General features: G+C 67.5%; 29 protein-coding genes. 12 read left to right on the top strand and 17 right to left on the bottom strand.

Annotated elements, in window-relative coordinates; genetic code table 11:
* Positions 1 to 228: 228 nt before the first annotated feature.
* Positions 229 to 1,650, top strand: a complete 1,422-nt coding sequence (locus ACP99_RS10330) for an MATE family efflux transporter (protein WP_049986529.1) — start codon at positions 229 to 231, stop codon at positions 1,648 to 1,650.
* Positions 1,651 to 1,687: 37 nt separating this feature from the next.
* Here ACP99_RS10330 and citZ read toward each other — a convergent pair whose 3' ends face one another.
* A complete protein-coding gene (gene citZ / locus ACP99_RS10335) occupies positions 1,688 to 2,827 on the bottom strand; it encodes a citrate synthase (RefSeq protein ID WP_049986530.1) in 1,140 nt (379 codons plus the stop codon).
* 119 nt (positions 2,828 to 2,946) lie between these two features.
* Between citZ and ACP99_RS10340 the strand changes: the two genes are divergently transcribed.
* Positions 2,947 to 4,173, top strand: a complete 1,227-nt coding sequence (locus tag ACP99_RS10340; protein WP_049986531.1) for a potassium channel family protein — start codon at positions 2,947 to 2,949, stop codon at positions 4,171 to 4,173.
* A gap of 18 nt (positions 4,174 to 4,191) precedes the next feature.
* Here the strand turns inward: ACP99_RS10340 and ACP99_RS10345 are convergent, their stop codons facing one another.
* Complete coding sequence (locus ACP99_RS10345; RefSeq protein ID WP_049986621.1) at positions 4,192 to 4,485, bottom strand: DUF7536 family protein; 294 nt, start codon at positions 4,483 to 4,485, stop codon at positions 4,192 to 4,194.
* A 183-nt stretch (positions 4,486 to 4,668) separates the two neighbouring features.
* Here ACP99_RS10345 and ACP99_RS10350 point away from each other — a divergent pair, with 183 nt between their 5' ends.
* Both ACP99_RS10350 and ACP99_RS10355 read left to right on the top strand, forming a co-directional pair.
* Positions 4,669 to 5,625, top strand: coding sequence for a succinylglutamate desuccinylase/aspartoacylase family protein (locus ACP99_RS10350; RefSeq protein WP_049986532.1), 957 nt, complete (start codon positions 4,669 to 4,671; stop codon positions 5,623 to 5,625).
* Between the two features lie 7 nt (positions 5,626 to 5,632).
* A complete protein-coding gene (locus ACP99_RS10355; RefSeq protein ID WP_049986533.1) occupies positions 5,633 to 6,805 on the top strand; it encodes a pyridoxal-phosphate dependent enzyme in 1,173 nt (390 codons plus the stop codon).
* A gap of 22 nt (positions 6,806 to 6,827) precedes the next feature.
* Here the strand turns inward: ACP99_RS10355 and ACP99_RS10360 are convergent, their stop codons facing one another.
* From ACP99_RS10360 to ACP99_RS10375, 5 genes are all read right to left on the bottom strand, one after another.
* Positions 6,828 to 7,634 (bottom strand): protein-L-isoaspartate O-methyltransferase family protein, encoded by an 807-nt coding sequence (locus tag ACP99_RS10360; RefSeq protein ID WP_049986534.1) that lies wholly within the window; start codon positions 7,632 to 7,634, stop codon positions 6,828 to 6,830.
* A gap of 72 nt (positions 7,635 to 7,706) precedes the next feature.
* The gene (locus ACP99_RS10365) at positions 7,707 to 8,345 is read right to left on the bottom strand and encodes a protein-L-isoaspartate(D-aspartate) O-methyltransferase (RefSeq protein ID WP_156105665.1); all 639 of its coding nucleotides are present in this window, start codon (positions 8,343 to 8,345) and stop codon (positions 7,707 to 7,709) included.
* A 70-nt stretch (positions 8,346 to 8,415) separates the two neighbouring features.
* Positions 8,416 to 8,625 carry a hypothetical protein gene (locus tag ACP99_RS20000; protein ID WP_156105667.1) on the bottom strand — a complete coding sequence of 70 codons (210 nt, stop codon included), beginning with the start codon at positions 8,623 to 8,625 and terminating at the stop codon, positions 8,416 to 8,418.
* A 125-nt stretch (positions 8,626 to 8,750) separates the two neighbouring features.
* Positions 8,751 to 9,410, bottom strand: a complete 660-nt coding sequence (locus tag ACP99_RS10370) for an HVO_0476 family zinc finger protein (RefSeq protein ID WP_049986535.1) — start codon at positions 9,408 to 9,410, stop codon at positions 8,751 to 8,753.
* Between the two features lie 120 nt (positions 9,411 to 9,530).
* Complete coding sequence (locus tag ACP99_RS10375; RefSeq protein WP_049986536.1) at positions 9,531 to 10,481, bottom strand: aminopeptidase; 951 nt, start codon at positions 10,479 to 10,481, stop codon at positions 9,531 to 9,533.
* A gap of 203 nt (positions 10,482 to 10,684) precedes the next feature.
* Between ACP99_RS10375 and ACP99_RS10380 the strand changes: the two genes are divergently transcribed.
* The gene (locus ACP99_RS10380) at positions 10,685 to 11,758 is read left to right on the top strand and encodes a type II glyceraldehyde-3-phosphate dehydrogenase (RefSeq protein ID WP_049986537.1); all 1,074 of its coding nucleotides are present in this window, start codon (positions 10,685 to 10,687) and stop codon (positions 11,756 to 11,758) included.
* Between the two features lie 69 nt (positions 11,759 to 11,827).
* Entirely contained in the window at positions 11,828 to 12,418 is a 591-nt protein-coding gene (locus ACP99_RS10385; RefSeq protein WP_049986538.1) for a DUF2391 family protein, read from the top strand.
* Here ACP99_RS10385 and ACP99_RS10390 read toward each other — a convergent pair.
* The 3 genes from ACP99_RS10390 to gap form a co-directional block, all read right to left on the bottom strand.
* The gene (locus tag ACP99_RS10390) at positions 12,415 to 12,948 is read right to left on the bottom strand and encodes a metallophosphoesterase family protein (RefSeq protein WP_049986539.1); all 534 of its coding nucleotides are present in this window, start codon (positions 12,946 to 12,948) and stop codon (positions 12,415 to 12,417) included. The two genes, ACP99_RS10385 and ACP99_RS10390, sit on opposite strands and share 4 nt — an antisense overlap.
* A 15-nt stretch (positions 12,949 to 12,963) precedes the next feature.
* Entirely contained in the window at positions 12,964 to 14,196 is a 1,233-nt protein-coding gene (locus tag ACP99_RS10395; RefSeq protein WP_049986540.1) for a phosphoglycerate kinase, read from the bottom strand.
* A gap of 109 nt (positions 14,197 to 14,305) precedes the next feature.
* The gene (gap, locus tag ACP99_RS10400) at positions 14,306 to 15,349 is read right to left on the bottom strand and encodes a type I glyceraldehyde-3-phosphate dehydrogenase (protein WP_049986541.1); all 1,044 of its coding nucleotides are present in this window, start codon (positions 15,347 to 15,349) and stop codon (positions 14,306 to 14,308) included.
* A 355-nt stretch (positions 15,350 to 15,704) separates the two neighbouring features.
* Between gap and ACP99_RS10405 the strand changes: the two genes are divergently transcribed.
* A complete protein-coding gene (locus ACP99_RS10405) occupies positions 15,705 to 16,067 on the top strand; it encodes an Hsp20/alpha crystallin family protein (RefSeq protein ID WP_049986542.1) in 363 nt (120 codons plus the stop codon).
* A 269-nt stretch (positions 16,068 to 16,336) separates the two neighbouring features.
* Here ACP99_RS10405 and ACP99_RS10410 read toward each other — a convergent pair whose 3' ends face one another.
* Positions 16,337 to 16,867: a 50S ribosomal protein L16 gene (locus ACP99_RS10410; RefSeq protein WP_049986543.1), complete on the bottom strand. Its 531-nt coding sequence runs from the start codon at positions 16,865 to 16,867 to the stop codon at positions 16,337 to 16,339.
* A 175-nt stretch (positions 16,868 to 17,042) separates the two neighbouring features.
* Between ACP99_RS10410 and ACP99_RS10415 the strand changes: the two genes are divergently transcribed.
* Complete coding sequence (locus ACP99_RS10415) at positions 17,043 to 17,699, top strand: type 1 glutamine amidotransferase (RefSeq protein ID WP_049986544.1); 657 nt, start codon at positions 17,043 to 17,045, stop codon at positions 17,697 to 17,699.
* Positions 17,700 to 17,707: 8 nt separating this feature from the next.
* Here the strand turns inward: ACP99_RS10415 and nucS are convergent, their stop codons facing one another.
* From nucS to ACP99_RS10440, 6 genes are all read right to left on the bottom strand, one after another.
* A complete protein-coding gene (nucS, locus tag ACP99_RS10420) occupies positions 17,708 to 18,511 on the bottom strand; it encodes an endonuclease NucS (RefSeq protein ID WP_049986545.1) in 804 nt (267 codons plus the stop codon).
* An 84-nt stretch (positions 18,512 to 18,595) separates the two neighbouring features.
* Positions 18,596 to 19,090 carry a VanZ family protein gene (locus ACP99_RS10425; RefSeq protein ID WP_049986546.1) on the bottom strand — a complete coding sequence of 165 codons (495 nt, stop codon included), beginning with the start codon at positions 19,088 to 19,090 and terminating at the stop codon, positions 18,596 to 18,598.
* Complete coding sequence (locus ACP99_RS21535; RefSeq protein WP_394324866.1) at positions 19,090 to 19,359, bottom strand: aldo/keto reductase; 270 nt, start codon at positions 19,357 to 19,359, stop codon at positions 19,090 to 19,092. Before ACP99_RS21535 ends, ACP99_RS10425 begins: the two co-directional genes overlap by 1 nt.
* The gene (locus ACP99_RS21415; RefSeq protein WP_394324865.1) at positions 19,242 to 19,934 is read right to left on the bottom strand and encodes an aldo/keto reductase; all 693 of its coding nucleotides are present in this window, start codon (positions 19,932 to 19,934) and stop codon (positions 19,242 to 19,244) included. Before ACP99_RS21415 ends, ACP99_RS21535 begins: the two co-directional genes overlap by 118 nt.
* A gap of 206 nt (positions 19,935 to 20,140) precedes the next feature.
* Entirely contained in the window at positions 20,141 to 20,335 is a 195-nt protein-coding gene (locus ACP99_RS10435) for a cold-shock protein (RefSeq protein WP_049986547.1), read from the bottom strand.
* Between the two features lie 155 nt (positions 20,336 to 20,490).
* Positions 20,491 to 22,350, bottom strand: coding sequence for a formate/nitrite transporter family protein (locus ACP99_RS10440; protein WP_049986548.1), 1,860 nt, complete (start codon positions 22,348 to 22,350; stop codon positions 20,491 to 20,493).
* A 446-nt stretch (positions 22,351 to 22,796) separates the two neighbouring features.
* On the opposite strand from ACP99_RS10440, the gene ACP99_RS10445 reads away from it, so the two are divergent.
* From ACP99_RS10445 to ACP99_RS10460, 4 genes are read left to right on the top strand one after another with little or no spacing between them, the layout of a single operon-like run.
* Complete coding sequence (locus tag ACP99_RS10445; protein ID WP_231554277.1) at positions 22,797 to 23,987, top strand: ABC transporter substrate-binding protein; 1,191 nt, start codon at positions 22,797 to 22,799, stop codon at positions 23,985 to 23,987.
* A gap of 34 nt (positions 23,988 to 24,021) precedes the next feature.
* Entirely contained in the window at positions 24,022 to 25,083 is a 1,062-nt protein-coding gene (locus ACP99_RS10450) for an ABC transporter ATP-binding protein (RefSeq protein ID WP_049986549.1), read from the top strand.
* Between the two features lie 5 nt (positions 25,084 to 25,088).
* Complete coding sequence (locus tag ACP99_RS10455) at positions 25,089 to 26,021, top strand: ABC transporter permease (RefSeq protein ID WP_049986624.1); 933 nt, start codon at positions 25,089 to 25,091, stop codon at positions 26,019 to 26,021.
* Positions 26,022 to 26,023: 2 nt separating this feature from the next.
* The gene (locus ACP99_RS10460) at positions 26,024 to 26,836 is read left to right on the top strand and encodes an ABC transporter permease (protein WP_049986550.1); all 813 of its coding nucleotides are present in this window, start codon (positions 26,024 to 26,026) and stop codon (positions 26,834 to 26,836) included.
* Positions 26,837 to 26,893 lie beyond the last annotated feature (57 nt).

A 26,893-nucleotide genomic window follows, 5' to 3' on the forward strand; every position in this document is an offset into this window, starting at 1 on the left:
GGGAAAGGGGGAATGCACGCGTGTGACGTGCAACGAGATATGAGACCGGGAGATACATAAATATCCCCCACGCAGAGTGAAAGTGAAAACCGCACCACAGCGTGGATGTCCTCGGCGCTGTCTGACGGTTGTCTGTCGCCCGTCCGATCCCGGGGTTCGGGCGTCGTCCGCGGACTCGCGATCGCGAGACCAGCAGCCTGATGCGCCGGGGGGTCGTCGGTCGGGTCGATGGACTTCGGTCGCCTCCGCGGGGTGTGGCGACGGATCTTCGCGCTGGCGTGGCCGGTGATGGCCGAGCAGACGACCCGGACGCTGATGCGGACGGTCGACATCCTCGTCACCGCCGCGCTCTCGCCGGCCGCCGTCGTCGCGATCGGACTCGCGGACCTGTTCGCGCGCTTCCCGCTCCGCGTCGGACTCGGCCTCGGCGGGGGAGCGATCGCCCTCTCCAGTCAGGACACCGGCAGCGGTGCCGACGCGAACCGCGACGAGGCGATCGCGCAGTCGCTCCTCCTCGGGGCGGCCATCGGGGTGCCGTTCGTCGCCGTCGGGCTGCTCGCCGGCCCCGCGCTCGTCGGGCTCTTCCCCGCCAGCGACGAGGCGGTGAGACTCGGCGGCGCGTACCTCGCGATCGTGTTCGCGAGCGCGCCCGCTCGGCTCCTCGCGCTCGTCGGCGCTCGCGCGCTGCAGGGAATCGGCGACACCGCGACGCCGATGTACGTCAACGTCCTCGCCAACGTCGTCAACGTGGGGCTCTCGGTCGGACTCGGGTTCGGACTGCTGTGGTTGCCCGCGCTCGGCGTCCGGGGCGTCGCCGCCGCGACCGCCACGGCGAACGTCCTCTCGGCGGGCCTCCTGTTGATCGGGCTCTACCGCCCGTCGTCGCCGCTCTCGTTCACAGTTCCCGCCGACGTGACGATCGCCGGTCAGCTCGTGCGGATCGGCCTGCCGCGGATGGCCGAGGGGATCACCAGCGAACTCGCGGAGTTCCCGTTCAACGCCCTGTTGCTCTCGCTCGGCGGCGTCGCGGGCGGCGTCGCCGGCACCGGCGGGGCCGCCGCGGGCGACGTGATCAACGCCGGGTTCCAGGTCGGGCGGCGCGTCTACCAGCAGGTGACGGGCCCGCTCTCTCGGGGGTACAAGATCGCGACGAACATCCTCGTCGGCCAGGCGGTCGGCCGCAGTGATCCCGCGACGGCGAGCTACGAGGGGTGGGCCGCCGCCGCGCTCTCGGTGCTCACCGTCGGCGGCATCGGCGCGCTGCTGGTCGTCGGCGCGGATCCCGTCGTCGGCCTGCTCGGCTTCGGGAGTTCCCCGGCGGCGCTGGAGTACGCCGCCGCCTTCGCCGTCGCCTACGGCCTCTCCGCTCCCGGGCTGGCGCTGTTCAGTACGCTCTCGGGCGGACTGCAGGGGGCCGGCGAGACCAGGCTCCCGTTCTACGCCCGGACGACCGGTATGTTCGGGTTCTTCGTCGGGTTCTCGTACCTCACGGTGGGGCGGTTCGGGCTCGACGGCGTCTACGCCGGGATCGTCCTCGCACACCTCTGGATGGGGCTGACGATGGCGGTCGCGTTCCGCTATGCGGACTGGTCGGGGACGGCGGCGGGGCTCCTCCGGGAGCGCGGGAGCGTTGCACCGAAGAACGATTGACGACGAAGCGGTCGCGGGGCCGACGACGGATCCGGGCTTACCGCTCGTCGATCGAGGGGAACGTCAGGTCCATCGGACCGACGTACCGCGCCCGCGGGCGGATCAGGCGGTTGTCCTCGTACTGTTCGAGCACGTGCGCGATCCAGCCGGCGACCCGAGAGACGGCGAATATCGGGGTGTAGAGGTCCAACGGGATCCCCATCTGGTAGTACGTCGACGCCGAGTAGAAGTCGACGTTGGGCGCGAGGCCCTTCTCCTCGGTGATGTACTCCTCGATGGCGACGGAGTAGTCGTACCACTTCGTCTCGCCGGCGGCCTCCGCGAGCGACTTCGACTTCTCGCCGAGGATCTTCGCGCGCGGGTCTTTGACGCTGTAGACGCGGTGGCCGAACCCGGGGATGCGACGGCCCTCTTCGAGCGCCTGCTCGACCCACTCGGCTGGGTCGGCGTCGCTCTCGTCGACCTCTTTCAGCATCCGCATCACGTTCGCGTTCGCCCCGCCGTGGAGCGATCCGGCGAGCGTTCCGACCGCCGAGGTGACGGCGCTGTGGAGATCAGAGAGCGTCGACGCGGTCACCATCGCGGAGAACGTCGAGGCGTTCAGCCCGTGGTCGACGTGGAGCACGAGCGCCATATCGAACGTCTCCGCGAGGACGTCGTCGGGGACCTCGCCGTTGAGCATATAGAGGAAGTTCGCGGCGTGATCGAGGTCCTCGTCGGGTTCGATCGGGTCGTCGCCGTTTCTGATGCGCTCGAAGGCCGCGAGCGCGGTCGGGAGCTTCGCCGTGATCCGGCAGGCCATCCGCAGGTTCACGTCGAGGTCGGTCACGTCCTCGTGGTCGGCGTCCTCGTCGTACGCCGAGAGCGCGGAGACGATCGTCCGCATCGCCGCCATCGGCACCTCGTCGGCCTCAGCGAGGTTCCGGACGATGTCGAGGACCTCGTCGTCGATCGCGCGCCGTTCGGCCATCCACGACGCGAAATCGGCGAGTTCCTCGGCGTCGGGGAGTTCCCCGTGCCACAGGAGGTAGACGACTTCCTCGTAAGACGCCTCGCGGGCCAGGTCCTCGATAGAGTACCCGCGGTAGAGCAGTTTTCCGGCGTCTCCGTCGATGTAACTCAGTTCAGACTCCGAGAGGAGGACGCCTTCCAGCCCGCGCTTCAGGTCGTCTGACATACTTGTTCGGTTTCCCTCCGTGTGAAAAAAGCGTTACCGTTTCCGGGTCTCACACGACCTTCCCCCCGTCCGGCGTCTCGACCACCAACCGTTTTTGTCGTCGGCGTCGAACGCGAGGTATGGACCCACAGGACGTCGAGTACGAGCCGGTCAGCGTCAAGGAGGTGCTCGCGGAGATGAAAGACACCGCCGAGCTCCTCATCGATCTCTCGTACTCGGCCGTCCTCAACGGCAGCGACGACATCGCCAGAGAGGTGCTGGAGCTCGAAACCCGGATGGACATCCTCCAGTTGCAGGGGCGGATGAGCCTCCTGATGGCGGCACGCAGCCCAGAAGACGCCGAACAGCTCGCGCCCGTCTTGGGCGTGATGGGCGCGGCCGAGAAGATCTCCAACGCCGCGGGCGACATCGCGAAGATCGTCTTAGAGGACATCGGGATGCCCGACGCGATCCGGACAGCGCTGCCGGAGGCCATCGAGGTGTTAGTCCGCGCGAGCGTCGCCGAGGACTCGCCGTACGCCGACCGGACGCTCCTCGACATCAACATGGAGACGGAGACCGGCGTCCGCGTCATCGCCATCCGGCGGCAGTCCGTCACGGGCAAGCGCCGCTGGCTGATGAACCCCGGCCCCGACAGTCGGTTGCAGCCCGGCGACTCACTGCTGCTTCGCGGGCCACTCGACGGAATCGAGACCGTCTACGAGGCCGTCGCGGGACGCCCCTACGAGTCGCCGGCGGCGGTCGAGCCGCCGATCGAGGACCTCGAACGCGCGGTCGACTCGATCACGCTGATGAAGGACATGAGCGAGCTCGCGGTCGATCTGGCCTACGGCGCGGTGCTGTTCGACAGCGAGGGCGTCGCCGAGGAGGTCAGAGAGCTCGAAGCCGAGGTCGACGCGCTGAAGTCCCGGTTCGAGGCGTGGACGCTGCGCGCGGCGAGCCGCGTCGAGGACCCGGTCCGGCTCCGCGGGCTCGTCCACCTCGCGTCGGCGACGGAGGTGATCTCAGACGCCGCCTTGGAGATCAGCGAGGGCGTCCTCCGCGGCATCGACGCCCACCCGGTCGTCGCCGCCGCCGTCGAGGAGTCCGACGAGGTGATCGTCCGGCTCGCGGTCGACGTCGACGCGCCCCTGGCGGGCGCGACGCTCGGCGAGGAGATGGTCAAGACCGAGACGGGGATGCGGGTCATCGCCGTCCGCCGCGGGGCCGACGACGGCGAGTGGGTGGTCCAGCCCGGGTCGACGACGGAGCTCCGCGGCGGCGACGTCATCATCGCGAAGGGGACGCGCACAGGGGCCGACCGGCTGCGCGAACTCGTCGGCGGCGGGGAGGAGAGCGTCGAATAGAGCCGCGGAGCGGACGATTCAGTCCAGCTTCTTCGCCTGTCGAACGATTTCGACGACGGTCAGCGCCGAGGTGACGAGCAGCGCGGTCGACGTCGCGAGCACGAACGCGAGGACGAGAAACCACCCCTCGGGCCCCAACAGTGGGTACTCACGCGTCCCGGCGAAGGGCCCGAACAGCTCCAGCACGCGGGCGGCGTAGACGGCGACCGCGAGGGCGACGCCGACGGCGACGCCGATCGTCGCGTTTCGCGGCACGCGGAGCGCGCCGAGCAGTCCGGACTGCGGCGGTCGGTCGGGGACCTCTTCGCTCACGCCTCCGTCTTCCCGCGCGGCCGACAAAGCGTCGTCGGTCGCCGCCGGTCTGGCGTCGATCCGCGGTGACGACCGCGTGGGCGCGGGAACGACTCGACTCCGAACGCGGCCGCCGAACGCCACACAGCCGCCATCGCGCGGGAGACCGAACCCCTAAAGTTCGACCCCGTCGACTCTCGGGTAATGACGACACTCGGCACGGCGAGTGCGGGCCCCGGCGAGATCGACACGGGCCGCCTGACGGTGGGCGAATCCCGCGACGGGTCGACCGTCGGCCTCCCCTGCGCGGTGGTAAACGGCGCGAGCGACGGACCGACGCTGTACCTGCAGGCGGCCTCGGACGGCGACGAACTGAACGGCGTCGGCGTCGTCAGCCGGGTGGTCCCGCAACTCGATCCCGAGACCCTCTCGGGGACGGTGCTCGTCGTCGGCATCGTCAACTACCACGGGTTCCAGGTGGCCGAGCACCGGAACCCGATCGACGACACGAAGATGAACCGGGCGTACCCCGGCGACGAGAACGGCACCTCCTCCGAGCGGATCGCCGCGGCCACCTTCGACGCCGCCACCCGCGCGGATCTGATCTTGGACCTCCATCAGGGCTCGACCTCGCGGATGATCGACGAGGTCCGCGTCCGCTGCGGCCGCCGTCACCGCCTCCACGACGAGTGCCTCCAACTCGCGAAGACGTTCGGCTGCGGCTACGTCCTCGACCAGAAGGGGCCGAAGGGCCAACTCGCGCGGATGGGTCCCGACGAGGGCATCCCGACGGTCGACCCCGAACTCGGCGGCTGCGTCGGCTGGGACGAGGACAGCATCGCCCTCGGCGTCGAGGGCGTGTTCAACGTCCTCCGTGGATACGACTTCCTCGACGGCGAGACCCCCGCCGAGCCGCAGACCCGCGCGAAAGGGTTCGATCAGTACGGGTCCCCGAGCGGCGGGCTGGTGCAGTTCGAGGCCGACCTCGGCGACCGGATCTCCCGCGGCGACCTCCTCTTCGAGGTGACGGACGTCTTCGGGGAGCTGAAAGCGCGCGTGACGGCGAAGAACGACGGCATCTTCTGGCGCGCCCGACGGCTCCCCCAGGTCGCGACCGGCGAGTACGTCTGCTCGGTCGGGACGAACGTCGACCAGTACTGAGGCCGCGATGGATCCCTCGCTCGAACTCTCTTGCTCCGGCTGTGGCCGAACGTACGCCGAGTGGACGTGGCGCTGTGACTGCGGCGCGCCGCTGGACTTCTCGGTCCCGGCGCACGAACGCGAAGCGCTTCCGGGGGAACCGCCGACGACGCTCCCGGCGGATCCGACAGCGTCGCTCGCGGAGGAGTCGTCAACGTCGTCCCCAGTGAAATCGCCGAACGCGTGGGCATCCACCGCGGCGGGGCTGTGGTCCTTCCGCGGCCTGCTTCCGGTCGAGAGCCGCGTAACCCTCGGTGAGGGAGCGACGCCGCTGGTCGAGGCCCCCGAGTGGGACGCCGCGTTCAAACTGGAGTACGTCTTTCCGACCGGCTCGTTCAAGGACCGCGGGGCGACGGTGACGCTGTCGGTCGCGGCGGAACTCGGGATCGACCGGGTCGTCGAGGACTCCTCGGGCAACGCGGGTGCCGCGATCGCGACGTACGCCGCCCGGGCTGGAATCGACGCCGAGATCTACGTGCCCGCCGCGGTCAAGCCGAGCAAGCGCCGCGCGATCGAGCGGACCGGCGCGACCGTCGTGCCAGTCGAGGGGACCCGCGAGGACGTGACGGCCGCCTGCGTCGCGGCCGTGGAGTCGGGCGACGCGTGGTACGCCTCTCACGCCTGGAACCCGGCGTTCTTCGCGGGCACCGCGACGTTCGCCTACGAGGTGTGCGCCCAGCGCGGCTGGAACGCCCCGGACGCGGTCGTCGCGCCGCTCGGCCACGGGACGCTGTTTCTGGGCGCGTACCGCGGCTTCCGGGACCTCTACGAACTCGGCTGGATCGACGACCTCCCGCGGCTGCTCGGCGCGCAGGCCGCCGGCTACGCGCCGGTCGTCGCGGAACTGCACGGCCGAGACGCCGCCGCCGGGAGCAACGACGTCGCCGACGGCATCCAGATCCGCGAGCCGGTCCGAAAGCGGCAGATTCTGGACGCGATCGACGCCACCGACGGCGACGCGGTCGCGCTCCCCGCCGACCGCGTCGAGCGCGAACTCGACGCGCTGCACCGGCGCGGGTTCTACGTCGAGCCGACCTGTGCGGTCGCGCCCGCGGCGCTCGACGAGTACCGAACGCGCGGGGTCGTCGACCCCGACGGCGACGTGGTGGTCGCACTCACCGGTAGCGGGCTGAAGACGTAGCTGCGGATTCGAGGACCGGCGGTCACCGACGACTGAGCTGTTCGTCCCAGTCGATCCACTCCTGCTCCCAGCCGGTCTCGGCGAAGTACCCCGGCTCGCTGGCGCGCTCGGCGTCCTCGCGGACGGTGCGGTTCCGGGCGGGCGCGCTGCCCTGCTCGCCGTCGACGAGCAGCGGCCTGAACGCGACCGGGCCGCAGCGGTCGATCACTTCTCCGCCGTCGTCGACGACCGCGAGCGACTGCTCGGGGCCGCCGAGCGGGAGGACCAGTTTGCCGCCGGGGGCGAGTTGCTCGACGAGTCGCCGCGGGGGCTCGATGGCCGCCGCTTCGACCAGAATCCGGTCGAACGGCGCGTAGTCGGGAAGTCCGCGCGCGCCGTCACCGGCGTCGACGAGGACGCCGCCGTAGCCCGCGGATTCGAGGTTCGAGCGCGCCGCGTAGACGAGTCGGCGGTCGATGTCGACCGCGTGCACGCGCGTCTCGCCGACGAGTTCGGCGAGGATCGCGGCGGTGTAGCCCACGCCCGCGCCCACGACGAGCACGTCGCCGGTGGCGTCGGCTGAATCCGCCGGTTGCGACGGGTCGTCCGCGCGATCGGCTGCACCGCTCGGCACGTTCCGCGCGTCGACGTCGAGCGCCGTGAGCAGGCGCGCGACCATCTCGGGGGCGAGCGCGGTCGTGCCCTCGACGTCGCTGCGCCCGTCGTACGGCGCGTCGTCGACGAAGTCCGTCCGGGGGACCGTCCGCATCGCGAGCGCGACGCCCTCGTCGACGGACAGCCGCGACTCGATGCCGTCGACCATCTCGTCGCGGAGGTCTCCCGGGTCCATACCCGAACTGGGGGGTGCGGACTAATCAACTGCACGCTCCGGACGCACCGGGGGTGCGATGGAGTCCCTATCTCACCCGCGAATCCGAACGAACCTGACGCCGCCGTGCTCGCTCCGCTCGAACGTCTCGTCCTCGCGCTTGTCGAGTGCGACCAACTCCTGGCGGACGTCGCCCACGGGCGCGACGATCCGTCCGCCGGGCGCGACCTGCTCGCGGACCTCGCCCGGAACGTCCGGCACGGCGCACGTGAAATACGCCCCGTCGAACGGCGCGTGGTCGGCCCACCCCTCTCGCCCGTCGCCGACGCGGACCGACACCGAGTCGCCGTAGCCGAGCCGGTCGAGTCGGTCGCGGGCGTCCGCCGCGAGGTCGGCGTCGTACTCGACCGAGAAGACGTGTCCCGCCGGAACCAACTCGGCGGTCACCGCGGCGTGGTACCCGCAACCGGTTCCGATCTCCAACACGCGCTCTTCCGGATCGAGGTCGAGCAGTTCGGACATCACCGCGACCATGTGCGGCGCGCTCACGGTCTGATCGTTCCCGATCGAGAGCGGCCGGTCGCGGTAGGCGCGGTCGCGGAGCCCCTCGGGGACGAACTCGTGGCGCGGCACCGACCGGACCGCGGCGGCGACGCGGTCGCTCTCGACGTGACCGCGTTCGCGCAGTCGCTCGACGAGGATGCGTCGCCTCTCGGCCGGATCGTCGCTCACGGTTCGACTATGCGGCTCCAGCGAGTCGAATCTTTCCCCGTGCGTGGGTCGTATCGGCTCGGTCCGGCGTCTACGGCCCGAGCGTTCGCTCGACGGCGCGCGTGAGATCGACGACGGCGAGGACGAGTCCCGCGGCGACGACGCACGCGACCGCGAGGAGGAACCCGTAGAACCCGACGACGTCGAACGTCCACACCGGGAACAGGAGCCCGGCGGCGACGACCGGTGCGGCGAGCGCACCGGCGGCTACGAGGAGGGCGTGGGCGGCGGTTCGTGTCATCCCGCGATCGCGTTCTCGCGGATCCGACGTAAATGTACCGTCGAAAATCCCGGGAGACAGCGCAGTTACCGACGCATTCGGTTCGGTCCACTTAGAAAGGCGCTACCAGGCCGAGCAGCGACGCGCTACCAGGCCGACCAGGCCGACGTCGTCTGGTCGGTGCCGTAGAGGCGCTTGACGTCCTTCGCGTACACCATATCCCCCTCGTGGTCGAACTTCCCGTGGCGGTACTCGGGGGCGTCCTGTCGGACCTGAATCGCCTTTATCAGGAACTCCTCGTCGCCGAAGGACTCGGTCTCGCCGACGACGAACTCGTGATCGCCCGGCAGTTGGACGTCGAAGCTCCGGGTGTCCTCGCGGTCGCCGGTCCCCTCCTTCGGGTTGACGGTGACCTTCACCGAGACGTTGTCGACCGCGCGGGTCCAGATGGTGTCGACGTCCTCGATTTCCGCCTCCTCGACGCGCTGTTCGGGTCCGGTCTCGATCCCGGTGATCCGAACGAGCATGATCGCCTCGGGGCTGTCGACGATGAACTCCTCGCCGACGGCGATGGTCTCCTCCGGCGGCGCGTCGACGGTGGTCGAGAACGACTCGCCGTCCTGCGAGACGATGACGTCGCGTTCGACCTCCGTCTCCGATTCGATCTGGACTTTGTGGACGTGGCCGCACTCCGTACACCGCACGGTGTGGTGTCCGCTCCCCGCCTTCAGTACTTCGTGAACCGTCGGTTCGGCGGGCGAACAGGAGGGACATTCGACCGCGAGGCGGTCCTGTGGTGCGCTCATACGGCCTCCTATCCCGTCTGGCCGTAAAAATCCGCCCTTCTACCCGTCGCCGTGTGAGGCGCTGGCTCGCATCCGACCGGCGGTGGCCGTGGCGACGGCGCGTGGTGGGTCGCCGCTCGCTCACCGCGGAAGTTCCACTTCCGCTCCGTCGGCGACGACGGTCGGTTCCCGGATGATCCCGTCGAGGTGCAGCGGCGCGTCGGTGTCGCCGCCGATCCCCGCGTCGTCGCCGATCGCGATGTGAACCGTGCCCGCGGCCTTCTCGTCTAGGAGGACCGAACCGACGAGGTCGGTCACGCCGACGTTGGTGCCGATCCCCAGTTCCGCGAGGTTGTAGGCGTCGCGGCCGACTTCCTCGGCGGCGGCCTCGACCTGTCCACGGATCTCGTCGTCGGAGATCTCGGTCACGTAGCCGTCCTCGACCTCGAAGCGGAGCCGCTCGCCCGCATCGAGCAGCCCGTGGGGGCGCATCGTCCCGTCGACGACGTAGGTCCCGTTCGCGTTCACCGGCGAGACGAACACCTCGCCGGCCGGCAGGTTCGAGAACTCGCCGGCCTCGTGGACGATGCCGGTGTCGGTGTTCCACTCGCGGCCGCCGGGCTCGAAGGTGATGTCCGTTCCCGCGGGCGCGGTCACGCGGATCTCCTCGGCGTCTTCGACCTGGTCGAGCACGTCTCGGCAGTGCTGCGCGATCGCGTCGTAGTCGGCGTCCAGCCCCGTCACGAACACGTCCTCGGTGATCCCGGGCAGCGTCGCACCGCGCGCGCCGGCCTCGCAGGCGCTCCCGCGGGCGCGGGTGTGACTGACGCTCTTCGTCGTCGGCGCGAGGAAGACGTCGGCGGCGGCCATCGCGGCGGCGACCGGTCCGGGCGGCTCCTCGCCGTGCTGCTCGCCCGGTGGGTACCGGAGGATCGTGGTGTCGTCCGCGACCGCGCTCGCGGCCTCGTAGAGCGCCTCGCCGATGGGCTGGCGCTCGTCGTCGGTCACGATCACGCACGACTCCTCGGCGTCGAGGGCCATACACTGCCGGACCGCCGTCGTCGCGGCGGTCGCGAGTCCGTCCTTCGTCATAGTTCCGTGTGGGTCGTCCGCGGTGTTAGACGTTCGGATTAGGACGGTGCTATCGGCGCGCCAGCGCCGAACGACCCGGAAAAATCGGGCGACTGTCTCGGTACTCGGATCCGGGGAAATCGGCCGCGTTACTCACCGAGGAGTTAATTTCTCGGCGTTTGGCTCCGAAATAACTATGCGTCTGCTCCCCGGATTCTCGGGTGATGATACGAGTGGGTGTCAACGGCTACGGAACGATCGGGAAACGCGTCGCCGACGCCGTCGCGGCCCAACCCGATATGGAGGTCGTGGGCGTCGCGAAGACGCAGCCCAACTTCGAGGCCCACACCGCCGTCGAGCGCGGCTACTCGATGTACGCGGCGATTCCCGAGCGCGCGCCGCTGTTCGGCGACGCCGGCATCGACGTCGCGGGCGTCGTCGACGAACTGGTCGCCGACGCCGACGTGATGGTCGACTGCACGCCGTCGGGAATCGGCGCGGAGAACCGCTCGCTGTACACCTCCTACGACACGCCCGCGATCTTCCAGGGCGGCGAGGGCTCGGAGGTCGCACAGGTGAGCTTCAACGCCCGATCGAACTACGACGACGCCCGCGGCGCGGACACCGTCCGCGTCGTCTCCTGCAACACGACTGGTCTCTCGCGGCTCGTCGCACCACTCGACGAGGAGTACGGCGTCGAGAAGGTCCGCGCGACGCTGGTCCGCCGGGGCGGCGACCCGAGTCAGAACTCCCGCGGCCCGATCAACGACATCCTGCCGGACCCGATCAGCATCCCCTCCCACCACGGCCCCGACGTGAAGACCATCTTCCCCGACCTCGCCATCGACACGATGGGGCTGAAGGTGCCCGCGACGCTGATGCACGTCCACGCGCTCAACGTCACGCTCGAATCCGACGTGACCGCCGCGCACGTCCGCCAGCTTCTGGAGGGCGAATCACGCGTCTACGTCATCCCCGAGGGCCTCGGTCTCGACGGCGCTGGCAAACTGAAGGACTTCGCGCTCGACGCCGGGCGCCCGCGCGGGGACCTCTGGGAGAACTGCGTGTGGGGCGAGTCGATCGCCGTCGAGGGGCGAGACCTGTATCTCTTCCAAGCGATCCACCAGGAGTCGGACGTCATCCCGGAGAACGTCGACGCGATCCGCGCGATGACCGAGTCCGCCGACGCCGAAGAGAGCATCGCGCGGACGAACGAGACGCTCGGTATCGGCCTCGCGGGCGACCCGACGGGGTTCAACGACTCCGAGCGCGTCGGCGTCGAGACCGCCGACGACTGACGATCGGGCCCGTCCGCGTTCGCGGACTCACGACCGACGCTTATTATCCCGCCGGGCGTCCTCGCGTCCGTGACCGACGACACTCAACCATCGGAGGTTTCTGTCTCCGATTCCGACCGCGACGATCTGGAGCGACTGCTGGCCGAGTTCGACGCGCTCGCGGAGACGGTCGACTCGCCGCGCGAGCGCGAGCGGGTTCGCAGCGCCCGCCGCGCCGCGGTCGTCGCCGCGAGCGAGGCCCCGGTCTTCGGCAGAGTGATCCGCGGGTTCGACCGCACCGATCTCGCGGAGGCGTTCCTCGGCTGCGTCCTGTTCGGCATCCCGATGTTCGTCGAGGGCGGGACGAACGAGGTGGGGCACTTCCTCGCGACGCACCCGATCTCGCTCGTCGGGACGCTCCTCGGGGCGACCGGCCTCGTCGTCAGTATCCTCTACGTCGCCGATATTCAGGACGTTCGGGTGCAGGATCCGTTTTTCGGGGTCGTCCCCCGGCGGCTGGTCGGCGTCCTCGGCGTCTCGTTGCTCACGGCGGCCGTCGTGATGACCGGGTGGGGGCGCGTCGAGTGGGGCGAACCGCTCTTCGCGCTCGGCGACGTCGTCGTCGCGTTCGTGCCGATGAGCATCGGTGCGGCCCTCGGCGACATCCTGCCGGGCACCTAGGCGTCGATCTCGTGGAACGCGACGTCGCCCGTCGCGGTGTCCAGCACCGCCACGTGGTAGGCGTCGTCGGCACCGTCGAACGGGAGCCCGCCGGGGTTGACGTGGACCGTCCCGCCGCGCGTCTCGGCCCCGTGTTCGTGCGTGTGGCCCCGGACGACGTAGTCGTAGCCGCCGCAGTCGACGAGGGCGTCGACGAGTCGCTCGCTGGTGCCGTGGTAGACGGCGACGTCGACGGCACCCTCCGACTCGTCGCTGTCGCCCGCGGAGTCTGAACCCTCGAACGTCAGGTGCGCGCTCTCGCCGTGGTAGGTCCCGAATCCGTCGATCGCGTCCGCGAGCGCCCACTCGCCGTCGTTGTTGCCGCGGACGGCGTGAAAGTCGAAACCGGCGTCGAAGACCGCCGCGGTGAACGGCGCGACGACGTCGCCGCAGTGGATGACGGTCTCGACGCCCTCGCGCTCGAACGTCTCCACGGCGCGCTCCGCGAGTTCGAGGTTGTCGTGCGTGTCCGAACAGAGTCCGACGAGCATACTCGCGTCTTCAGTTCACTCGCGCTTCAGCGCTTCGACGCCCGCCAGCGGCTGGCCGGTGAGCGCGCGGATGTACGCGCCGCCCGCGATCGAGACGTGGTCGAAGTCGGCCTCGTCCATCCCGTACATCCCGATCGCGCGGGAGGTGTCGCCGCCGCCGACGACCGAGAAGCAGTCGGTCTCGGCGATCGCCTCCAGCACCGTCACGGTGCCGACGGAGAACCGCTCGTCCTCGAAGACGCCCAGCGCGCCCTTCACGAAGACGGCCTCGGAGTCGCGGACGACGTCGGCGTACCCCTCGGCGGTGTCGGTGCCGACGTCGAGGAAGGAGACGTCTTTCTCCTCGATCGCGTCGACGTCGGTCTCGGCGCGCTCGCCGCCGTCGTCCTCGTAGGCGAGGTCAGTCGCGAGCGTGATCTGCTCGCCGCGCTCGTCGAGCATCTCCTCGACGACCGCGTGGTTGGCCTCCCACTGAGAGTCGTAGAGGTCGGCCTCGGGGTCGAGGTCGAAGCCGACGGGCGCACCCGCCGCGCGGAGGAACAGTTCGCCGGCGATGCCCCCGAGCAGGAAGTCGTCGACTTTGGTTCCCAAGTTGTTCATCACGTCGATGACGTCGGTCGCCTTCGTGCCGCCGACGACCATCGTCACGCGGCCGTCGAACTCCTTTCCGGCGATCGCGGTATTGGCCTCGTACTCCGTCTGCATCACGCGGCCCGCGTACGCCGGGAGCACGAGCGGGAACCCGACGATCGAGGCGTGCGAGCGGTGCGCCGCCGAGTAGGCGTCGTCGACGTACGCGTCGAAGTGCGGCGCGAGCGCCTGCACGAACTCGGTCTCGGCCTTCGTCTCCGGGTCCTCCTCGGGGAGTTCGTCGTCGCACATCCGCGTGTTTTCGAGCAGGAGAATTTCGCCCGCGTCAAGCGCCTCGATGGCGTCGATCGCTTTTTTCCCATATGTGTCGGCGACGAAGTCGACGTCGCGACCGACGTGCTCCGCCAGAATCTCGGCGTGTCCCGCGAGGGAGACGAAGTCGTCGCGACCGGGGCGGCCTTGGTGCGCGAGGAGGGCGACGCGGTGGCCCGCCTCGGCGAGTTCGCGGACCGTCTCCGCGTGGCGCTCGAATCGGCGGTTGTCCTGCGGGGCTCCGTCCTCGATCGGCGAGTTGAGGTCGAGTCGGACGAGGACGCGCTGGTCGGCCGGGAGGTCATCGAGCGTATCGAACGTGGCGGTCGGAGTGTCTGTCGACATTGGTGGCTGGCTGGTGGGTTCGGGAAGGAATTACTTAGTCGTGGTCGGATCCGGTCGTCGCGTCGAAACCGTCGTCCGATCGCCGGGGGCACTCCGGCAGAATCGCGGTTCAGTCGTGAGTGATGAAGTGCGCGACGTCGAGCATCCGGTTCGAGAAGCCGTACTCGTTGTCGTACCACGTCAGGATCTTGTAGAGACCGCCGCCGTTGACGGCGTTCGTCGACTGGAGGTCGACGGTCGAAGAGAAGGGAAGCCCCTGAATGTCCGAGGAGACGACCTCGTCGTCCGTGTAGCCGAGGACGCCCGCGAGCGGGCCGGAGTCGGCGGCCGCGCGGAAGGCGTCGTTGAGTTCCTCGACGGATGGCGCGGCGTCGAGGGAGACGACGAGTTCCGTGACCGAGCCGTTCGGGACGGGGACGCGGATCGCCATCCCGTCGAGTTTGCCCTCCAGTTGCGGGAGGATCTCGGTCGTCGCCTTCGCCGCCCCGGTCGACGTCGGGACGATGTTCTCGGCGGCCGCGCGCCCGCGACGCTGTTTCGAGTGCGGGCTGTCGATGAGGTTCTGGCTGCCGGTGTAGGCGTGGACCGTGGTGAGCAGGCCGTGTTCGATGCCGAACTCCTCGTCGAGCACCTTCGCGACCGGGCTGATGGAGTTCGTCGTACAGGAGGCGTTCGAGACGACGTTCTCGCCGTCGTACTCGTCGTGGTTGACGCCGTAGACGAGCTGTTTGACCGGTTCCTCGCCCTTCGGCGGTGCGGAGATGACGACCTTGTCGGCACCGGCTTCGAGGTGCGCGGAGGCGTCCTCCTTCGTGCGGAAGATGCCGGTGCACTCGAGGGCGACGTCGACGTCGAGGTCGTCCCACGGGAGGTTCGTGGGGTCCTGGACGTTGAAAAGCGGGACCGACGTGTCGCCGACGACGAGGGAGTCGCCGTCGCGGGCGACGTCGTCGAGGCGGCCCATCACGGTGTCGTACTTCGCCAGATACGCCATATCGTCGAAGTCCATCACGTCGTTGATGCCGACGAGTTCGACCTTCGGGTGGTCGCGCACCGCGCGGAAGACGTTGCGGCCGATTCGACCGAACCCGTTCAGCGCGACTCGGACGGTGTCGTCGGCGGCGGCGGAATCCAAATTGGATTTTTCACTCATATCTGAGTACACATCGTCCTCCTACTTGAATCCCCGTGTCATTGGATTCGGTTCGCGGATACGGAATACCGGCGTCAGTACCGGCTCAAATACGGGGCAAACGCCGTTGCGTCGCTGAGTGAACTTCCCCACCGAGCGCAGAAATCCTGCAATATCAAGCATAGAGTGACCATAGCAATCAATTCCATTCATAGATCCACACGGATGCAGCGCGGGAACACCTGGAATTCCATCGCTGACCTGACGTTTTTCGGGCCGGCGCGCGGAATCGAAAGACCGCGCCGTGTTCCGCACTGTCCGGCCGAATCGGCCGGGGGGAGAAGGCTTTTCTTCGGAACATTCCTACGGACGAGCGATGAGAGACGACCGCGACGACCCGTTCGACGAGTTCTTCGATGGGATCGAGCGGATGATGGACGAAATGACCGGCAGCGACGCCTCCGGGTTCGCCACCGAGACCCACGTCGACGTCTACGACGAGGGCTCGGAGCTCCGCCTCGTCGCCGATCTCCCGGGGGTCGCGAAGGACGCCATCGAACTCAAGTGCGACGGCGAAGTCCTCACGATCTCCGCGGCCGGCGACCGCCGCGAGTACGACGAGCGGATCCGACTGCCCGCCCGCGTCGACGAACACTCCGCGAGCGCCTCGTTCAACAACGGCATCCTGCAGGTCACCTTCGAGAAGGTCGACGACTCGGCCTCGATCGACCTCGAATAGGCCCTCGCGACCGACGGCCCCGGATTCGTCCGTTTCGCGGATTTTCCGAACCGCTCCGGTGTAGTAGCGTTTGCAAACCTTCACTCACTCGATCACACGCAGTCGTGCGATCGGCCGAGCAATCAGTTACAACCGCTACGAGACCAACGAGCGACGGCGATTCACGCCCGACGGAGCCTCGGCTACAGGAACAGACAGCGGGAAACGTGTTAGGTCCCCTCGTGGGGCAACCCTGCGGGACCGCAGAGTCGTCGACTACGTCCGCAGAATCAGGAGACGAGGAGCTTCTCGCCCTTCTCGACGTCGATGCGGCACGGCGGCGACATCTTGTTGTACGCGCGGCGGAGCGCGTCCTTCGCGATGTCGGCGTGTTCGGGCTGGCAGTAGATCGTGAAGACCCGCTCGTTGCGCTGGACGCGCGCGGCGGTGCCGACGGGCTTGCCGAACGCCTGTCGCATCCCGTCGGAGACGCGGTCCGCGCCCGCGCCGGTCGCCTGCTTGTTCTCGCGCAGGATCTGGTGGGGGAACTTCCGGAGGACCATCTTGTAGTTCTCCTGGCCGACCTCCTTGAGCATCACGCGGTTCGCCGACAGGCGCGCGGATTCGAGCGAGCCGTGGCGGACCTGACACTCCTCTTCGAGGCGGAGGCTGATCTGGACCGGGTAGTCCTGCGGACCGGTCTGAAGGTTGCCCATGTTGTGCTGTGCGATCTTCGAGCCGGGAATGCCGGTGACGTAGTCGCGCCGCGTGTAGGACGGCTTCGACAGTTCCCGGTACATTGAGGCGGGTTTGTCGGACATAGTTACTTGTGCTGAACAACGCCCATACGACCTAAAAGCGCTTCGAACTGTTCGCCGCCGCACCGGCAATGTCGGGGAGCGAGTCGGGGGCGAGGCGGACGAGTCGTCCGGAAGCGGCCCGGTCGCGTTCACCCGGAGAGCATATTATATACTCACCGGTGCCATCAGTCCGAACGTGATACTCGTCCTCGAAAACGAAGTCGATCCGGAATCGCGCTACTTCGTGCCCGAGATCCGTCGGCACCTCGAGGAGGCGGGCGCGCGCGTTCGCGTCTACACCTACGCCGACTCGGGCGGGCGGCCCGAGGCGCTCGCCGACGCGGACGCGGTCGTCCTCTCCGGCAGCACCGCGGGCGTCTACGAGACGGCGTCGTACCCGTGGATGGACGAGTTGCGCGCGCTGGTCCCGGAACTCGTCGAGAAGCGCGTCCCGACGCTGGGGGTCTGTTTCGGCCACCAACTCGTCAACGACGCGCTCGGCGGGACCGTCGAGCACCGCGGCCTCCGGAAGGGGATCGAGCGGGTTCGACTCGACGACGACCCGCTGTTCGACGGCGTCGGCGAGCGCGTGCCGATGGTCCACGGCGACTTCGTGACCGAACTCGGCGACGGGATGGAGCGGATCGCCACCGCCGACTACTACGAGTACCTCGGCAGCCGACACCGCGACGCGCCGCTGTGGACCGTCCAGTACCACCCCGAGTTCACCGCCGCGCTCCTGCCGGACATCGAGGACGACTTCGGTTGGCCGACGAACGACCGCGACCGCGAGTTCGACGACGTCTCGGTCGAACGGACCTTCGAGAACTTCGTCAGGCTGGCGGCCGAGTAGCGACGCCCTCACTCGGAGGTCGTCGACGCCGGTCCGCCCGTCGACTCCGACGACTCTGATTCGTCCGCCGATTCCGACGACTCCGTCGCCGGGGCCTGCCGCGTCGGCTCGACCGAGACGAACTCCAGGTCCAGTTCCTCCAGCAGCGCCGCCGCGCGGTCGGTGACCGAGGGCGCGACCAGCAGGCCGCGGACGCCCTCGCCGGGGAACTCCCCGTCGACCGCCTCGACGTAGCGCCGGAGCTGACTCGCCGCCGACGGGCCGACGCGGCGGCGTTTCAGTTCCACGACGACCGGACGGCCCGCGTCGTCCTCCCCGAAGACGTCGACCGGCCCGGCGGCCGTCTCCCGCTCCGTCGCCGTCGGGACGAACCCCGGTTCAACGAGCCCCGGTTCGTCGAGGATCCGCTGTCGAAGGTCCTCCTCGCTGCCGGTGAGCCGGAGGTCGCTTCGGTCGCTCACCTCGTAGGCGGTCACCTGTTCGACGCGCTCGAATCCGACGTCGAGTCGCTCCTCGGGCGAGGAGCGCTCGCTGCGGATCCGGAGCCGCCCGTCGCGGACGCTCGCTCGGTGGACGCAGCCCGGCGGCTGCCAGTTGACGGGCTTGCGGTTCTCGTCGGTGTGCACGAGGATCGTCCCGTCGGGCTTGCAGACCACGAGCCTGTCCCCCGGGCCGAGTTCCGAGGACGCCCGGCCGTCGTAGTCGACGGTGCACCGACCGAACACGGTCACCATCCGACCGTCGCCGAAGGCCGCCTCCAAGAGCCCGAGGGCGTCGCGGTGGGTCGGTCGGTGAAGCGTCGTGACGGACATCGGTTCGCTCTCCGTTGGCGTTCGACGGGTAAAAACCGCGCGTCGTCGCCGTCGCTGACGGCTGCGAGAACGAGGGAGCCACCGTTATCGCCGGATGGCACGCACGCGCCGAACGCCCGCCCGGATCCCGAGGCCCGCGAGCGCGCCGACCCCGTTCACCGCGGCGTCGACGGCGCTCGCCGTGCGGACCGCCAGCGGTGCTTGAATCAATTCGACGCCGACCCCGACGGCGGATGCGAGGACGGCCGCGACGAGCAGGCCGCGGAGATAGTGACGCGAACGACCGTCTTTCACCCCGAGCGCGTCCGCCAAGAGCCACGCGAGCACACCGTAGGCGACGAGGTGCGACAGCGCGAAGACGTCGACGTGCGCGGCGACGGAGTCGACGATGCCGGGCGATCCGTCCCCGCTGATCGTGGCTCCGACGGTCGAAAGCCCGCCGAAGGTGTCGAACACGACCGACGGATCGATAGCGGACGCGAAGACGACGAGGCCGATCCACGCGGCCGCGAGGCGTCGGACGCGACGCGAGCCGCGTCGTCGCTGTCGGCCGCTTCGATCGGCGTCCGCCCCGTCCATCAGCGGATCTCGCCGACCATCCCGTCGAGCATCGCCTTGCCGGACTTCAGCAGCGACGGTTTGGTCAGCGCGTCGACCTCCTCGCGCGTGAGTTTGAAGTCGAACAGTTCGAGGTTCTCCCGGAGGTGGTCCTCGTCGGTCGATTTCGGGATCACGACGACGTCGCGGTGCTGCGTTGCCCACCGGAGCGCGACCTGCGCGGGCGTCTTGTCGTAGCGGTCGGCGAGGCGTCGAACGTCCTCGTCGTCGAGGACCGTCCCGCGGGCCAGCGGGCTGTAGGCGGTGAGGAACATCCCCTCGTTCTGGCAGTACCTGAGCATCCGGCGCTGGGGCTTGTAGGGGTGAAACTGGACCTGGTCGTGACGATCGGCGTCTCGGAGGCCGATCGCGCGCGGTCGAGGAACACTTGCGGAAAGTTGCTGACGCCGACGTGGTACACCTCGCCCATCTCGACGAGTCGGTCCATCGCGCGCACCGTCTTCGACACGGAGACGAGCGGGTTTGGCCAGTGGAGCAACAGGAGGTCGACGTACGACGTGTCGAGGCGGTCGAGGCTCGCTCGGGTCGACTCGATCACGTCGTCGTAGCGGGCGTTTCGCGGGGAGACCTTCGTCGTGAGGAACACGTCCTCGCGGTCGACGTCGGCGTCGGCGATCGCGCGCCCGACCTCGGCCTCGTTGCCGTACAACTGCGCCGTGTCGACGTGTCGATAGCCGAGTTCCAGGGCGGTCGACACCGTCTCGTAGCACGACTCGCCGGTGAGCTGCCACGTTCCGAGTCCCACCTTCGGAACGCGCGCGCCGTACGCCTCGGCGTACTCCATCTCGACGTCAACCTCGTCCATACGGTCCGTTCGGTCGCCGCGATTGAGAACGTGTCGGCTCACACGACTACCGAGACGAACGACGTCGGGGACGTGGCGGCGTTGTGACTGGGTGTATGAATGAAATGAGAATGTAGTTCAGAGAACTGCCGCAACCGAACCGGACTCGTCTGCCCGCTCGCCCGCCAGCCTCCGTCCGCTACCGCGAGTCGCGTTGACTCTCCTGTTTACAGGCGCTCGAGGTTCGTCGCACGCGGACCCTTGTCCGCCTGCTCGATGTCGAACTCGACTTCCTGACCCTCTTCGAGGTCCGGACCGCCGATGTCTTCCATGTGGAAGAAGACGTCCTCGTCTGCGTCGTCAGTCGAAATGAAGCCGTAGCCGCCCGTGTCGTTGAAGAAGTCAACCTTACCGTTTGCCATTGCAGTCGTACCGAATCGCCGGCGATGTATAACTGTTGTGCGATGCGTGGTACCACGGGCGTCGCCCGGTCGGCGACCGTCGCTTGCCGACCGGCGGCGACGAAGAGCGTCAGCCGACAGCGACGGCAGTCTTCGCCCGATAGCGACGGCGGTCGTCACCCGAACAACCGCTCGATGAGCGACCGCTCCGAGGGGCGCTCGGCGAGGAAGACCGAACAGTCGACGTCGTTGACGACTTCGAGGTGAAGCGAGTCGGTCAGCAATCGGGAGAGCAGTCCCCGCTCGGTCGCACCGAGGATCAACAGGCTGTGCTCTGCGGCCTCGCGCTCGATCGCCGTCTCGACGTCGCCGGCCTCGACGATGAGGTCGGCGTCGGTGAGTTCGTGATCGAGCGCCCACCCCTCGAGGAAGCGCTGGCCCGCGTCGACCTCGTCGTCGGTATCGACGACGTGGAGCAGCGAGACCGCCGATCCGACCGCCGCCTGCAGCATCCCCACGACCTCGGCGCTCAGATCCGAGTCGGGGCCGCCGTACGTCGGCAGCAGGATCCGCGAGGCGTCGATGCCGCGGTCCTTGACGATCAGGAAGTCACAGGGCAGTTGGTTGGTGAGTTCTTCGAGCGGGCGTTCCGCGCGCGCGTCGCTCCAGAGCCGGTTCTCCTCCCAGCCCAGCACGACGAGGTCGGGCTTGGTCCGGCGTGCGGCGTTGAACACCTCCTCGAACGAGCGGTTGGTGACGACGAGCGACGTCTCGAAGTCGACGTCGTAGCCCGCGGCGGTCTCGCGGATCGGTTCCATCAGGCGCTCGGACTCGCCGGAGATCCGCTGTCGCTGTCGGTGACTCGGGTCGGCCGGGCGGCGACCGGGCGTCTGAATGACGTGCACCGCGTGGACCGTCGCCGCCTCCTTCGCGCTCGCGAGCGTGCACGCCAGGTCGACGAGCCCCGACTCCGTTCGCGGGTTGGCGATCGGAACCATGATCCGGAAGTCGCCGTCCCGCGAGAGCGACCGTTCCGAGGGGTCCAAGATCGGCACGTACGACCGTCCGGCGACCCGGCCGAGCAGCCACTCGCGGGGCGTCAGCCGACGCTCGATCCCCTCGAACCGCGCGGACTCCAGGCGGTCCTCGCTCGTCTGGAAGTAGTTGACGAGCGTCACGAGCGCGACGCCGCCGATCGTGTTCCCGAGGAGGACCGGCAGGACGAAGTCCGTCAGGCCGACGAGGAAAGCCAACTCCCCGTGCAGCACGAGGTACCACGCCTCCGAGAAGGCCACGACGGAGTGGAACAGCCCCCCGACCGGGATCGAGAGGAACGCCAGGTAGGTGACGACGATCCGCGAGATGGTGTCGCGGGAGCTGAACCCGACCCAGACGACCCCCGCGACGATGAGTCCCGCGAAGACCGCCTTGGAGAACAGCGCCCACCAGCCGACCTCGAACGCGCCGTGGCGGGCGAGCGCGAGGGCTTCGTCGGCGGCAGCGGGGTCGAACACGCCGCCCCACGCGAGGACGACCGTTCCGACTGCACCGCCGAGGAAGTTGCCGAACAGGACGATCGTCCAGTGGCGCAACAGCGCCGGAAGGCTCGCGATCCGCTCTAAGGTCAGCGCGACCGGCGGGAGCGTGTTCTCTGTATAGAGTTGGTACCCGCCGATGATGATGTAGATGAATCCGAGCGGGTAGAGGATCGCGCCGACGATCTTGTTGTCGGTGGTCGCCGAGACCGACGCATACAGCAGGAAGGTGATGCTGATCGCGAACCCCGCGGCGATGGCGCTGAAGAACAGTTCGCGGCCGGTCGAGGTGACCTCCTCGTCGGCCGCGGCGACGATCCGCTGGAACACCTCGTCGGCGGAGAACCGGTCGCGGACGGCCTCGCCGACGGCCGGCGCACCCATCCGGGAGCGCTCGACGGCTTCCCGGACGGACTCGTCAAGTTCCGAGCGGTCCGGGAACTCGTCGAAATCTGTGCGGTCGGGCGGGCCGTCCTCCCCTCGGGGTGCAGATTCGTCCATTGAATTACGGCACTGACCCGGGCGACTTTATTGTAGTGTTTGTGGTGAAACAGCTCTGGGCGTCGACGCGGTCGATCGATAATCGATGCGGCGGATCGGTCGATGCTCGACTGTGGCGAAACGGCCGGTGAACCGTGCGACGCCGCGTCGGCTGATCGTACACTATTTATTCACATCATAATATCCTAATTTCGAAATTCGTGTTAAAAGTTAATATTCATTAACCGATATTGGATTCTAGTTTTGGATCGGTCAGCTATATGCGCACAAGTGGCCCAATATAAACAGCCGTAGGTTGACGGCACAATCATCATACCCTATTCTGTGAGAATCAGTGACGTACCATAGATGCAGCACCAAACGGCGGTTTCGACGTGGTTTGGCTCGGCACACCTATGGATGAGAACACTATGCCACTAGACCGTTCATTCAGTCGTCGAGAGTACATGAAAGCTGCCTCCGCCACGGCCGGACTAGCCGCGCTCACGGGCTGTCTGGGCGGCGGCGGTGGCGGCGGCGAATCGACCTGGCGTACCCAAGAGCTGGCAGCCGTCCCGGCCGAGGAGTACGACAGCCTGTACGAATCGAGCGACGAAGACGAGACGGGCGAGACGATCAACCACCTGACGTGGACCGGCTACGACGCCTCCAACGTGCAGGACCCGTTCCGCGACCAGTTCGACTGCGACACCCAACTGGACCTGTTCACCTCGAACCCGAAGGCGTTCAACCGCCTCGAATCCGGCGAGTGGGAGCAGTTCCACCAGGCCACGTTCGATATGGCCTGGCTCCCCGAACTCGCGGAGGCCGACTTGATCCGGCCGCTGAACTACGAGGAGTGGGAGCCCTACACGTTCGATAAGTACATCGATATGTTCACGAAAGAGGAGGGGTACAAGTTCGCGTTCCTCAACGAGGACGACTACTCCTTCGACGTCGACGGGACGATGTACGGCGTCCCGCAGCGGTTCGGCTGGGCGTCGTTCGTCGTGAACAAAGACACCGTCTCGGAGTCCGACTACAGCAGCTACGACGCCGCCTGGAGCGAGGACTACGACGTCGGCGTCTACGACCTGATGTTCTGGGCGATGCAGATCATCATGCTCCGGGAGGGCATCGACCCGTACAAAGAGCACACCGACGAGGAGGTCGAGCAGGTCCGACAGGCGACCTTCGACCTCTTCGACAACGCGAAGACGCTGCTTCCGGACTTCGCATCGATGAACCAGGCGCTGAAGTCGGGCGAGATCGACATCGGGTTCATCTCCGGGAACTGGATCAACGGGACCCTGCGACGCGGCGGCGACCTCAACTTCGAGGCGCACGTCCCCGAGGAGGGTGCCATCATCTGGGTGGAGACGACGTGTATGGTGAAGGGCAACCAGCCCACCGTCTCGGACAACTACCTCGCGTACATGCAGCAGGAGGAGACAGCGAAGAACCTGATGTGGCCGAGTTCCGGCGGCACCAACGTCGTCCCGCACGAGGCGGCGATCGACGCGGTCAACGAAGAGCAGAGCGAGGTCCTCCGAGTCGACGACATTCCGGACATCGTGGACAAGTCCGTGTTCTACACCGGCGTCCCGGACCTCGAGAAGTTCGAGCCGATCTGGCGGGAAGCGAAAGCGCGGATATAAGACGCGGAAGCGACGTTATGTTCCATCTTTCACTATGCTAAAAGCAACAAATCTCAGAGCGGAATACGGGTCGCTCGTCGCCGTCAACGACGTCGATCTCGAGATAGAAACCGGGGAGTTCGCCACGATCGTCGGGCCCAGCGGCTGCGGGAAGACGACGCTCCTCAGGATGCTCGCCGGCCACCAAGAGCCGACGTCGGGGACGGTCGAACTGGGCGGGGAAGACGTCACGTACACCGAGCCCCAGAACCGGCCGACGAGTCTGGTGTTCCAGTCGTGGGCGCTATTCCCCCATATGACGGTCCGGGAGAACATCGAGTTCCCGATGCGGAACAAGGGAGTCGAGGTCGGCGACCGCGTGGAGGAACTCCTCGAACAGGTCCGACTGGACCCCGACATCCACGCCGACAAGCAGGCGACCGAACTCTCCGGCGGACAGAAACAGCGCGTCGCGCTCGCGCGCTCGCTGGCGTACGATCCCGACATTCTCCTCCTCGACGAGCCGCTGGCGTCGCTCGATTACGTGCTCAGAAAGCGGCTCCAACGGGAGCTCGCCGACCTCAACGAGGAGTTGGGGATGACGTTCATCTACGTGACCCACTCGTTGGAGTCCGCACTCCTGATGAGCGATAAGCTGTTCGTGCTCCAAGACGGCGACATCATCCAGACCGGGTCGCCGGAGGAGATCTACCGCCGGCCGAGCACCAAGTTCATCGCCGAGTTCATGGGTGACGCGAACGTCTTCTCGCTGGACGACGCCGTCGAACGTGGCGACGGATACGAGGTCAAATCCTCGCAGTTCGCGCAGACGACGACCGTGCCGTACCACTACGACGCCGATCCCGAGTACCTCGTGGTCCGATACGACGACTCGAGCATCGGAAGCGAGTTGACCGAAGACCTCGGGCTGGAAGTCACCGTCACGAACGTTCTCGTCCGCGGGAACACCGTCTTAGTCGAGTGTGACGCACCCGAGTCCGACGGCGAGTACGTCGCGGAGATCCCGATCGACGAGTTCAGAGACACGGACGTCGAGAAAGGCGACGCGGCGTACCTGCAGTGGGACGCCTCGAAGTCGATTCTGGTGCCGGAGTGATCCCGATGTCGACGATGGACTCACTTCGAACGCGGGTCGACACCGTGGCCGAGGGCGACAATCCGCTCGGGCGGCTGCTCACGCCGCCGGGGATCCTGCTCGTCCCGATGAGCGTGCTGCTTCTGTGTATGTTCGTCGGGCCGATGTTGGCGATCGTCGTGTTCTCGTTCCAGACCGGGAACAGCATCGCGCTGAACCCCCTCGAGTGGTCGATCGCGACCTACGAGGAGGTCATCGGCGGGATGGTCACGGGGAGCGGCGTCTACGGCGACGTCCTCGTCAACACTGTCGCGGTGAGCATCACGACGACCGCGTTCACGCTGGTCGTCTCGTATCCGGCGGCCTACGCGCTCGCGCACAAGATCACCCGGTACAAGCTGGTCTTCCTGATGATCCTCATCATCCCGCTCTTCACGAGCGTAAACATCCGGGTGTTCGGCTGGGCGCTCTTCCTCGTTCAGAACGGCGTCCTCGAGAGCATCGTCAACCTGTTCGGCGTGCGCGAGTACGCCTCGTTGATGTACATGCGCTCGACGATCATCCTGGGGACGACGTACATCTACCTGCCGTTCATGCTGTTCCCGATCTACCTGTCGATGCTCAGCATCGAGGAGACGACCCTCGAAGCCGCCAAAGACCTCGGCGCGAGCCGGACGACGCTCTTCAGGCGGATCCTGCTGCCGCTGAGCAAGCCCGGCATAATCATCGGGTCGCTGTTCGTCTTCGTGCTCAGCCTCGGGGCGAACGTCGAAGCCGAAATCCTCGGTGGCGGGTCGATATTCACGATGGCGAGCAACATCCAGTACTCCTTCGGTTACTCGCAGAACTGGCCGCTCGGCTCGACGCAGGCGGTCGCGCTGCTTCTCATCACCGTCGTCGCGGGCATCGTCATCCTCCGAACGATCGATCTGCAGGAGATCGCCTCGCGGGGTGAGTGAGTATGAGCACAGACACCGCCACGAGACTCGGCGATCGACTCGGTTCGGGCGTCTGGTACGGCTACGTCGCGCTCGTCGCGCTGTTCCTGATGACGCCGCTCGTGAGCCTCGTCATCGCGTCGTTCTACGACGGTCGGTTCTTCTCGATCGTCGACTACGAGTTCACGTTCGGCTGGTACGAGGCGGCGCTCACCTCCGGGAGCATCCGCAGCGCGCTGACGAACACGCTGTACATCTCGATCCCGGTGACGATCCTGAGCACGATCATCGGGACGGCGGCGGCCATCGCGTACACCCGCTACGACTTCCCGTACCGCGAGCAGTTCAAGTTGTTCGCGCTGCTGCCGATCTTCTTCCCGCTCATCCTCTTGGGACTGGGGATGTCGATGTGGTCGAGTCAGATCGACCTCGGCTACGGGATCGTGCCGTCGATCATCGGCGAACTCGTCTGGATCTCCCCGATCGTGATGTTCGTCGTCTCGATCACCGCGTTGGGGATCGACCCGAACATCGAGGAGGCCGCGAAGGACCTCGGTGCCGACACGGTCACGCTCTACCGGAAGGTGCTGCTGCCGCTGATCTCCGACGGCGTCGTCTCCGGGGCGATCTTCGCGTTCGTGCTCTCGTGGAACAACTACTACATCGTCTCGTATCTCTCCGGTCCGCAGAGCACGATCACGACGTGGATTCACGGGCGGATGACCCAGGGATTCACCCCCGTCGTCCCCGCGGTCGCGTCGCTCATCTTCTACGTCTCGATCCTGCTGGTCGTCGGTGCGGCCGTGCTCGAGTACCGAGCGGCCGACGACGAGTAGCGGGGTCGAAACGCTGGCCGCACAATCGAACGTATTCCGGAAATCGAGCGGAGATTC

Origin of the sequence: Halobellus rufus, from assembly GCF_000739575.1 — an archaeon.
GTDB lineage: Archaea > Halobacteriota > Halobacteria > Halobacteriales > Haloferacaceae > Haloquadratum > Haloquadratum rufum.

Excerpts from the sequence above, each read along its gene's own strand:
- ACP99_RS10355 (WP_049986533.1), top strand. The coding sequence starts at position 5,633 with ATGGATCCCTCGCTCGAACTCTCTTGCTCCGGCTGTGGCCGAACGTAC.
- ACP99_RS10450 (WP_049986549.1), top strand. The coding sequence starts at position 24,022 with ATGCTAAAAGCAACAAATCTCAGAGCGGAATACGGGTCGCTCGTCGCC.
- ACP99_RS10380 (WP_049986537.1), top strand. The coding sequence starts at position 10,685 with ATGATACGAGTGGGTGTCAACGGCTACGGAACGATCGGGAAACGCGTC.
- ACP99_RS10340 (WP_049986531.1), top strand. The coding sequence starts at position 2,947 with ATGGACCCACAGGACGTCGAGTACGAGCCGGTCAGCGTCAAGGAGGTG.
- ACP99_RS10410 (WP_049986543.1), bottom strand. The coding sequence starts at position 16,867 with ATGTCCGACAAACCCGCCTCAATGTACCGGGAACTGTCGAAGCCGTCC.
- ACP99_RS10330 (WP_049986529.1), top strand. The coding sequence starts at position 229 with ATGGACTTCGGTCGCCTCCGCGGGGTGTGGCGACGGATCTTCGCGCTG.
- ACP99_RS10425 (WP_049986546.1), bottom strand. The coding sequence starts at position 19,090 with ATGGACGGGGCGGACGCCGATCGAAGCGGCCGACAGCGACGACGCGGC.
- nucS (WP_049986545.1), bottom strand. The coding sequence starts at position 18,511 with ATGTCCGTCACGACGCTTCACCGACCGACCCACCGCGACGCCCTCGGG.
- ACP99_RS10375 (WP_049986536.1), bottom strand. The coding sequence starts at position 10,481 with ATGACGAAGGACGGACTCGCGACCGCCGCGACGACGGCGGTCCGGCAG.
- ACP99_RS10460 (WP_049986550.1), top strand. The coding sequence starts at position 26,024 with ATGAGCACAGACACCGCCACGAGACTCGGCGATCGACTCGGTTCGGGC.
- ACP99_RS10350 (WP_049986532.1), top strand. The coding sequence starts at position 4,669 with ATGACGACACTCGGCACGGCGAGTGCGGGCCCCGGCGAGATCGACACG.
- ACP99_RS10390 (WP_049986539.1), bottom strand. The coding sequence starts at position 12,948 with ATGCTCGTCGGACTCTGTTCGGACACGCACGACAACCTCGAACTCGCG.
- ACP99_RS10440 (WP_049986548.1), bottom strand. The coding sequence starts at position 22,350 with ATGGACGAATCTGCACCCCGAGGGGAGGACGGCCCGCCCGACCGCACA.
- ACP99_RS10405 (WP_049986542.1), top strand. The coding sequence starts at position 15,705 with ATGAGAGACGACCGCGACGACCCGTTCGACGAGTTCTTCGATGGGATC.
- citZ (WP_049986530.1), bottom strand. The coding sequence starts at position 2,827 with ATGTCAGACGACCTGAAGCGCGGGCTGGAAGGCGTCCTCCTCTCGGAG.
- ACP99_RS10395 (WP_049986540.1), bottom strand. The coding sequence starts at position 14,196 with ATGTCGACAGACACTCCGACCGCCACGTTCGATACGCTCGATGACCTC.
- ACP99_RS10370 (WP_049986535.1), bottom strand. The coding sequence starts at position 9,410 with ATGAGCGCACCACAGGACCGCCTCGCGGTCGAATGTCCCTCCTGTTCG.
- gap (WP_049986541.1), bottom strand. The coding sequence starts at position 15,349 with ATGAGTGAAAAATCCAATTTGGATTCCGCCGCCGCCGACGACACCGTC.
- ACP99_RS10455 (WP_049986624.1), top strand. The coding sequence starts at position 25,089 with ATGTCGACGATGGACTCACTTCGAACGCGGGTCGACACCGTGGCCGAG.
- ACP99_RS10435 (WP_049986547.1), bottom strand. The coding sequence starts at position 20,335 with ATGGCAAACGGTAAGGTTGACTTCTTCAACGACACGGGCGGCTACGGC.
- ACP99_RS10445 (WP_231554277.1), top strand. The coding sequence starts at position 22,797 with ATGAAAGCTGCCTCCGCCACGGCCGGACTAGCCGCGCTCACGGGCTGT.
- ACP99_RS21415 (WP_394324865.1), bottom strand. The coding sequence starts at position 19,934 with ATGGACGAGGTTGACGTCGAGATGGAGTACGCCGAGGCGTACGGCGCG.
- ACP99_RS20000 (WP_156105667.1), bottom strand. The coding sequence starts at position 8,625 with ATGACACGAACCGCCGCCCACGCCCTCCTCGTAGCCGCCGGTGCGCTC.
- ACP99_RS10360 (WP_049986534.1), bottom strand. The coding sequence starts at position 7,634 with ATGGACCCGGGAGACCTCCGCGACGAGATGGTCGACGGCATCGAGTCG.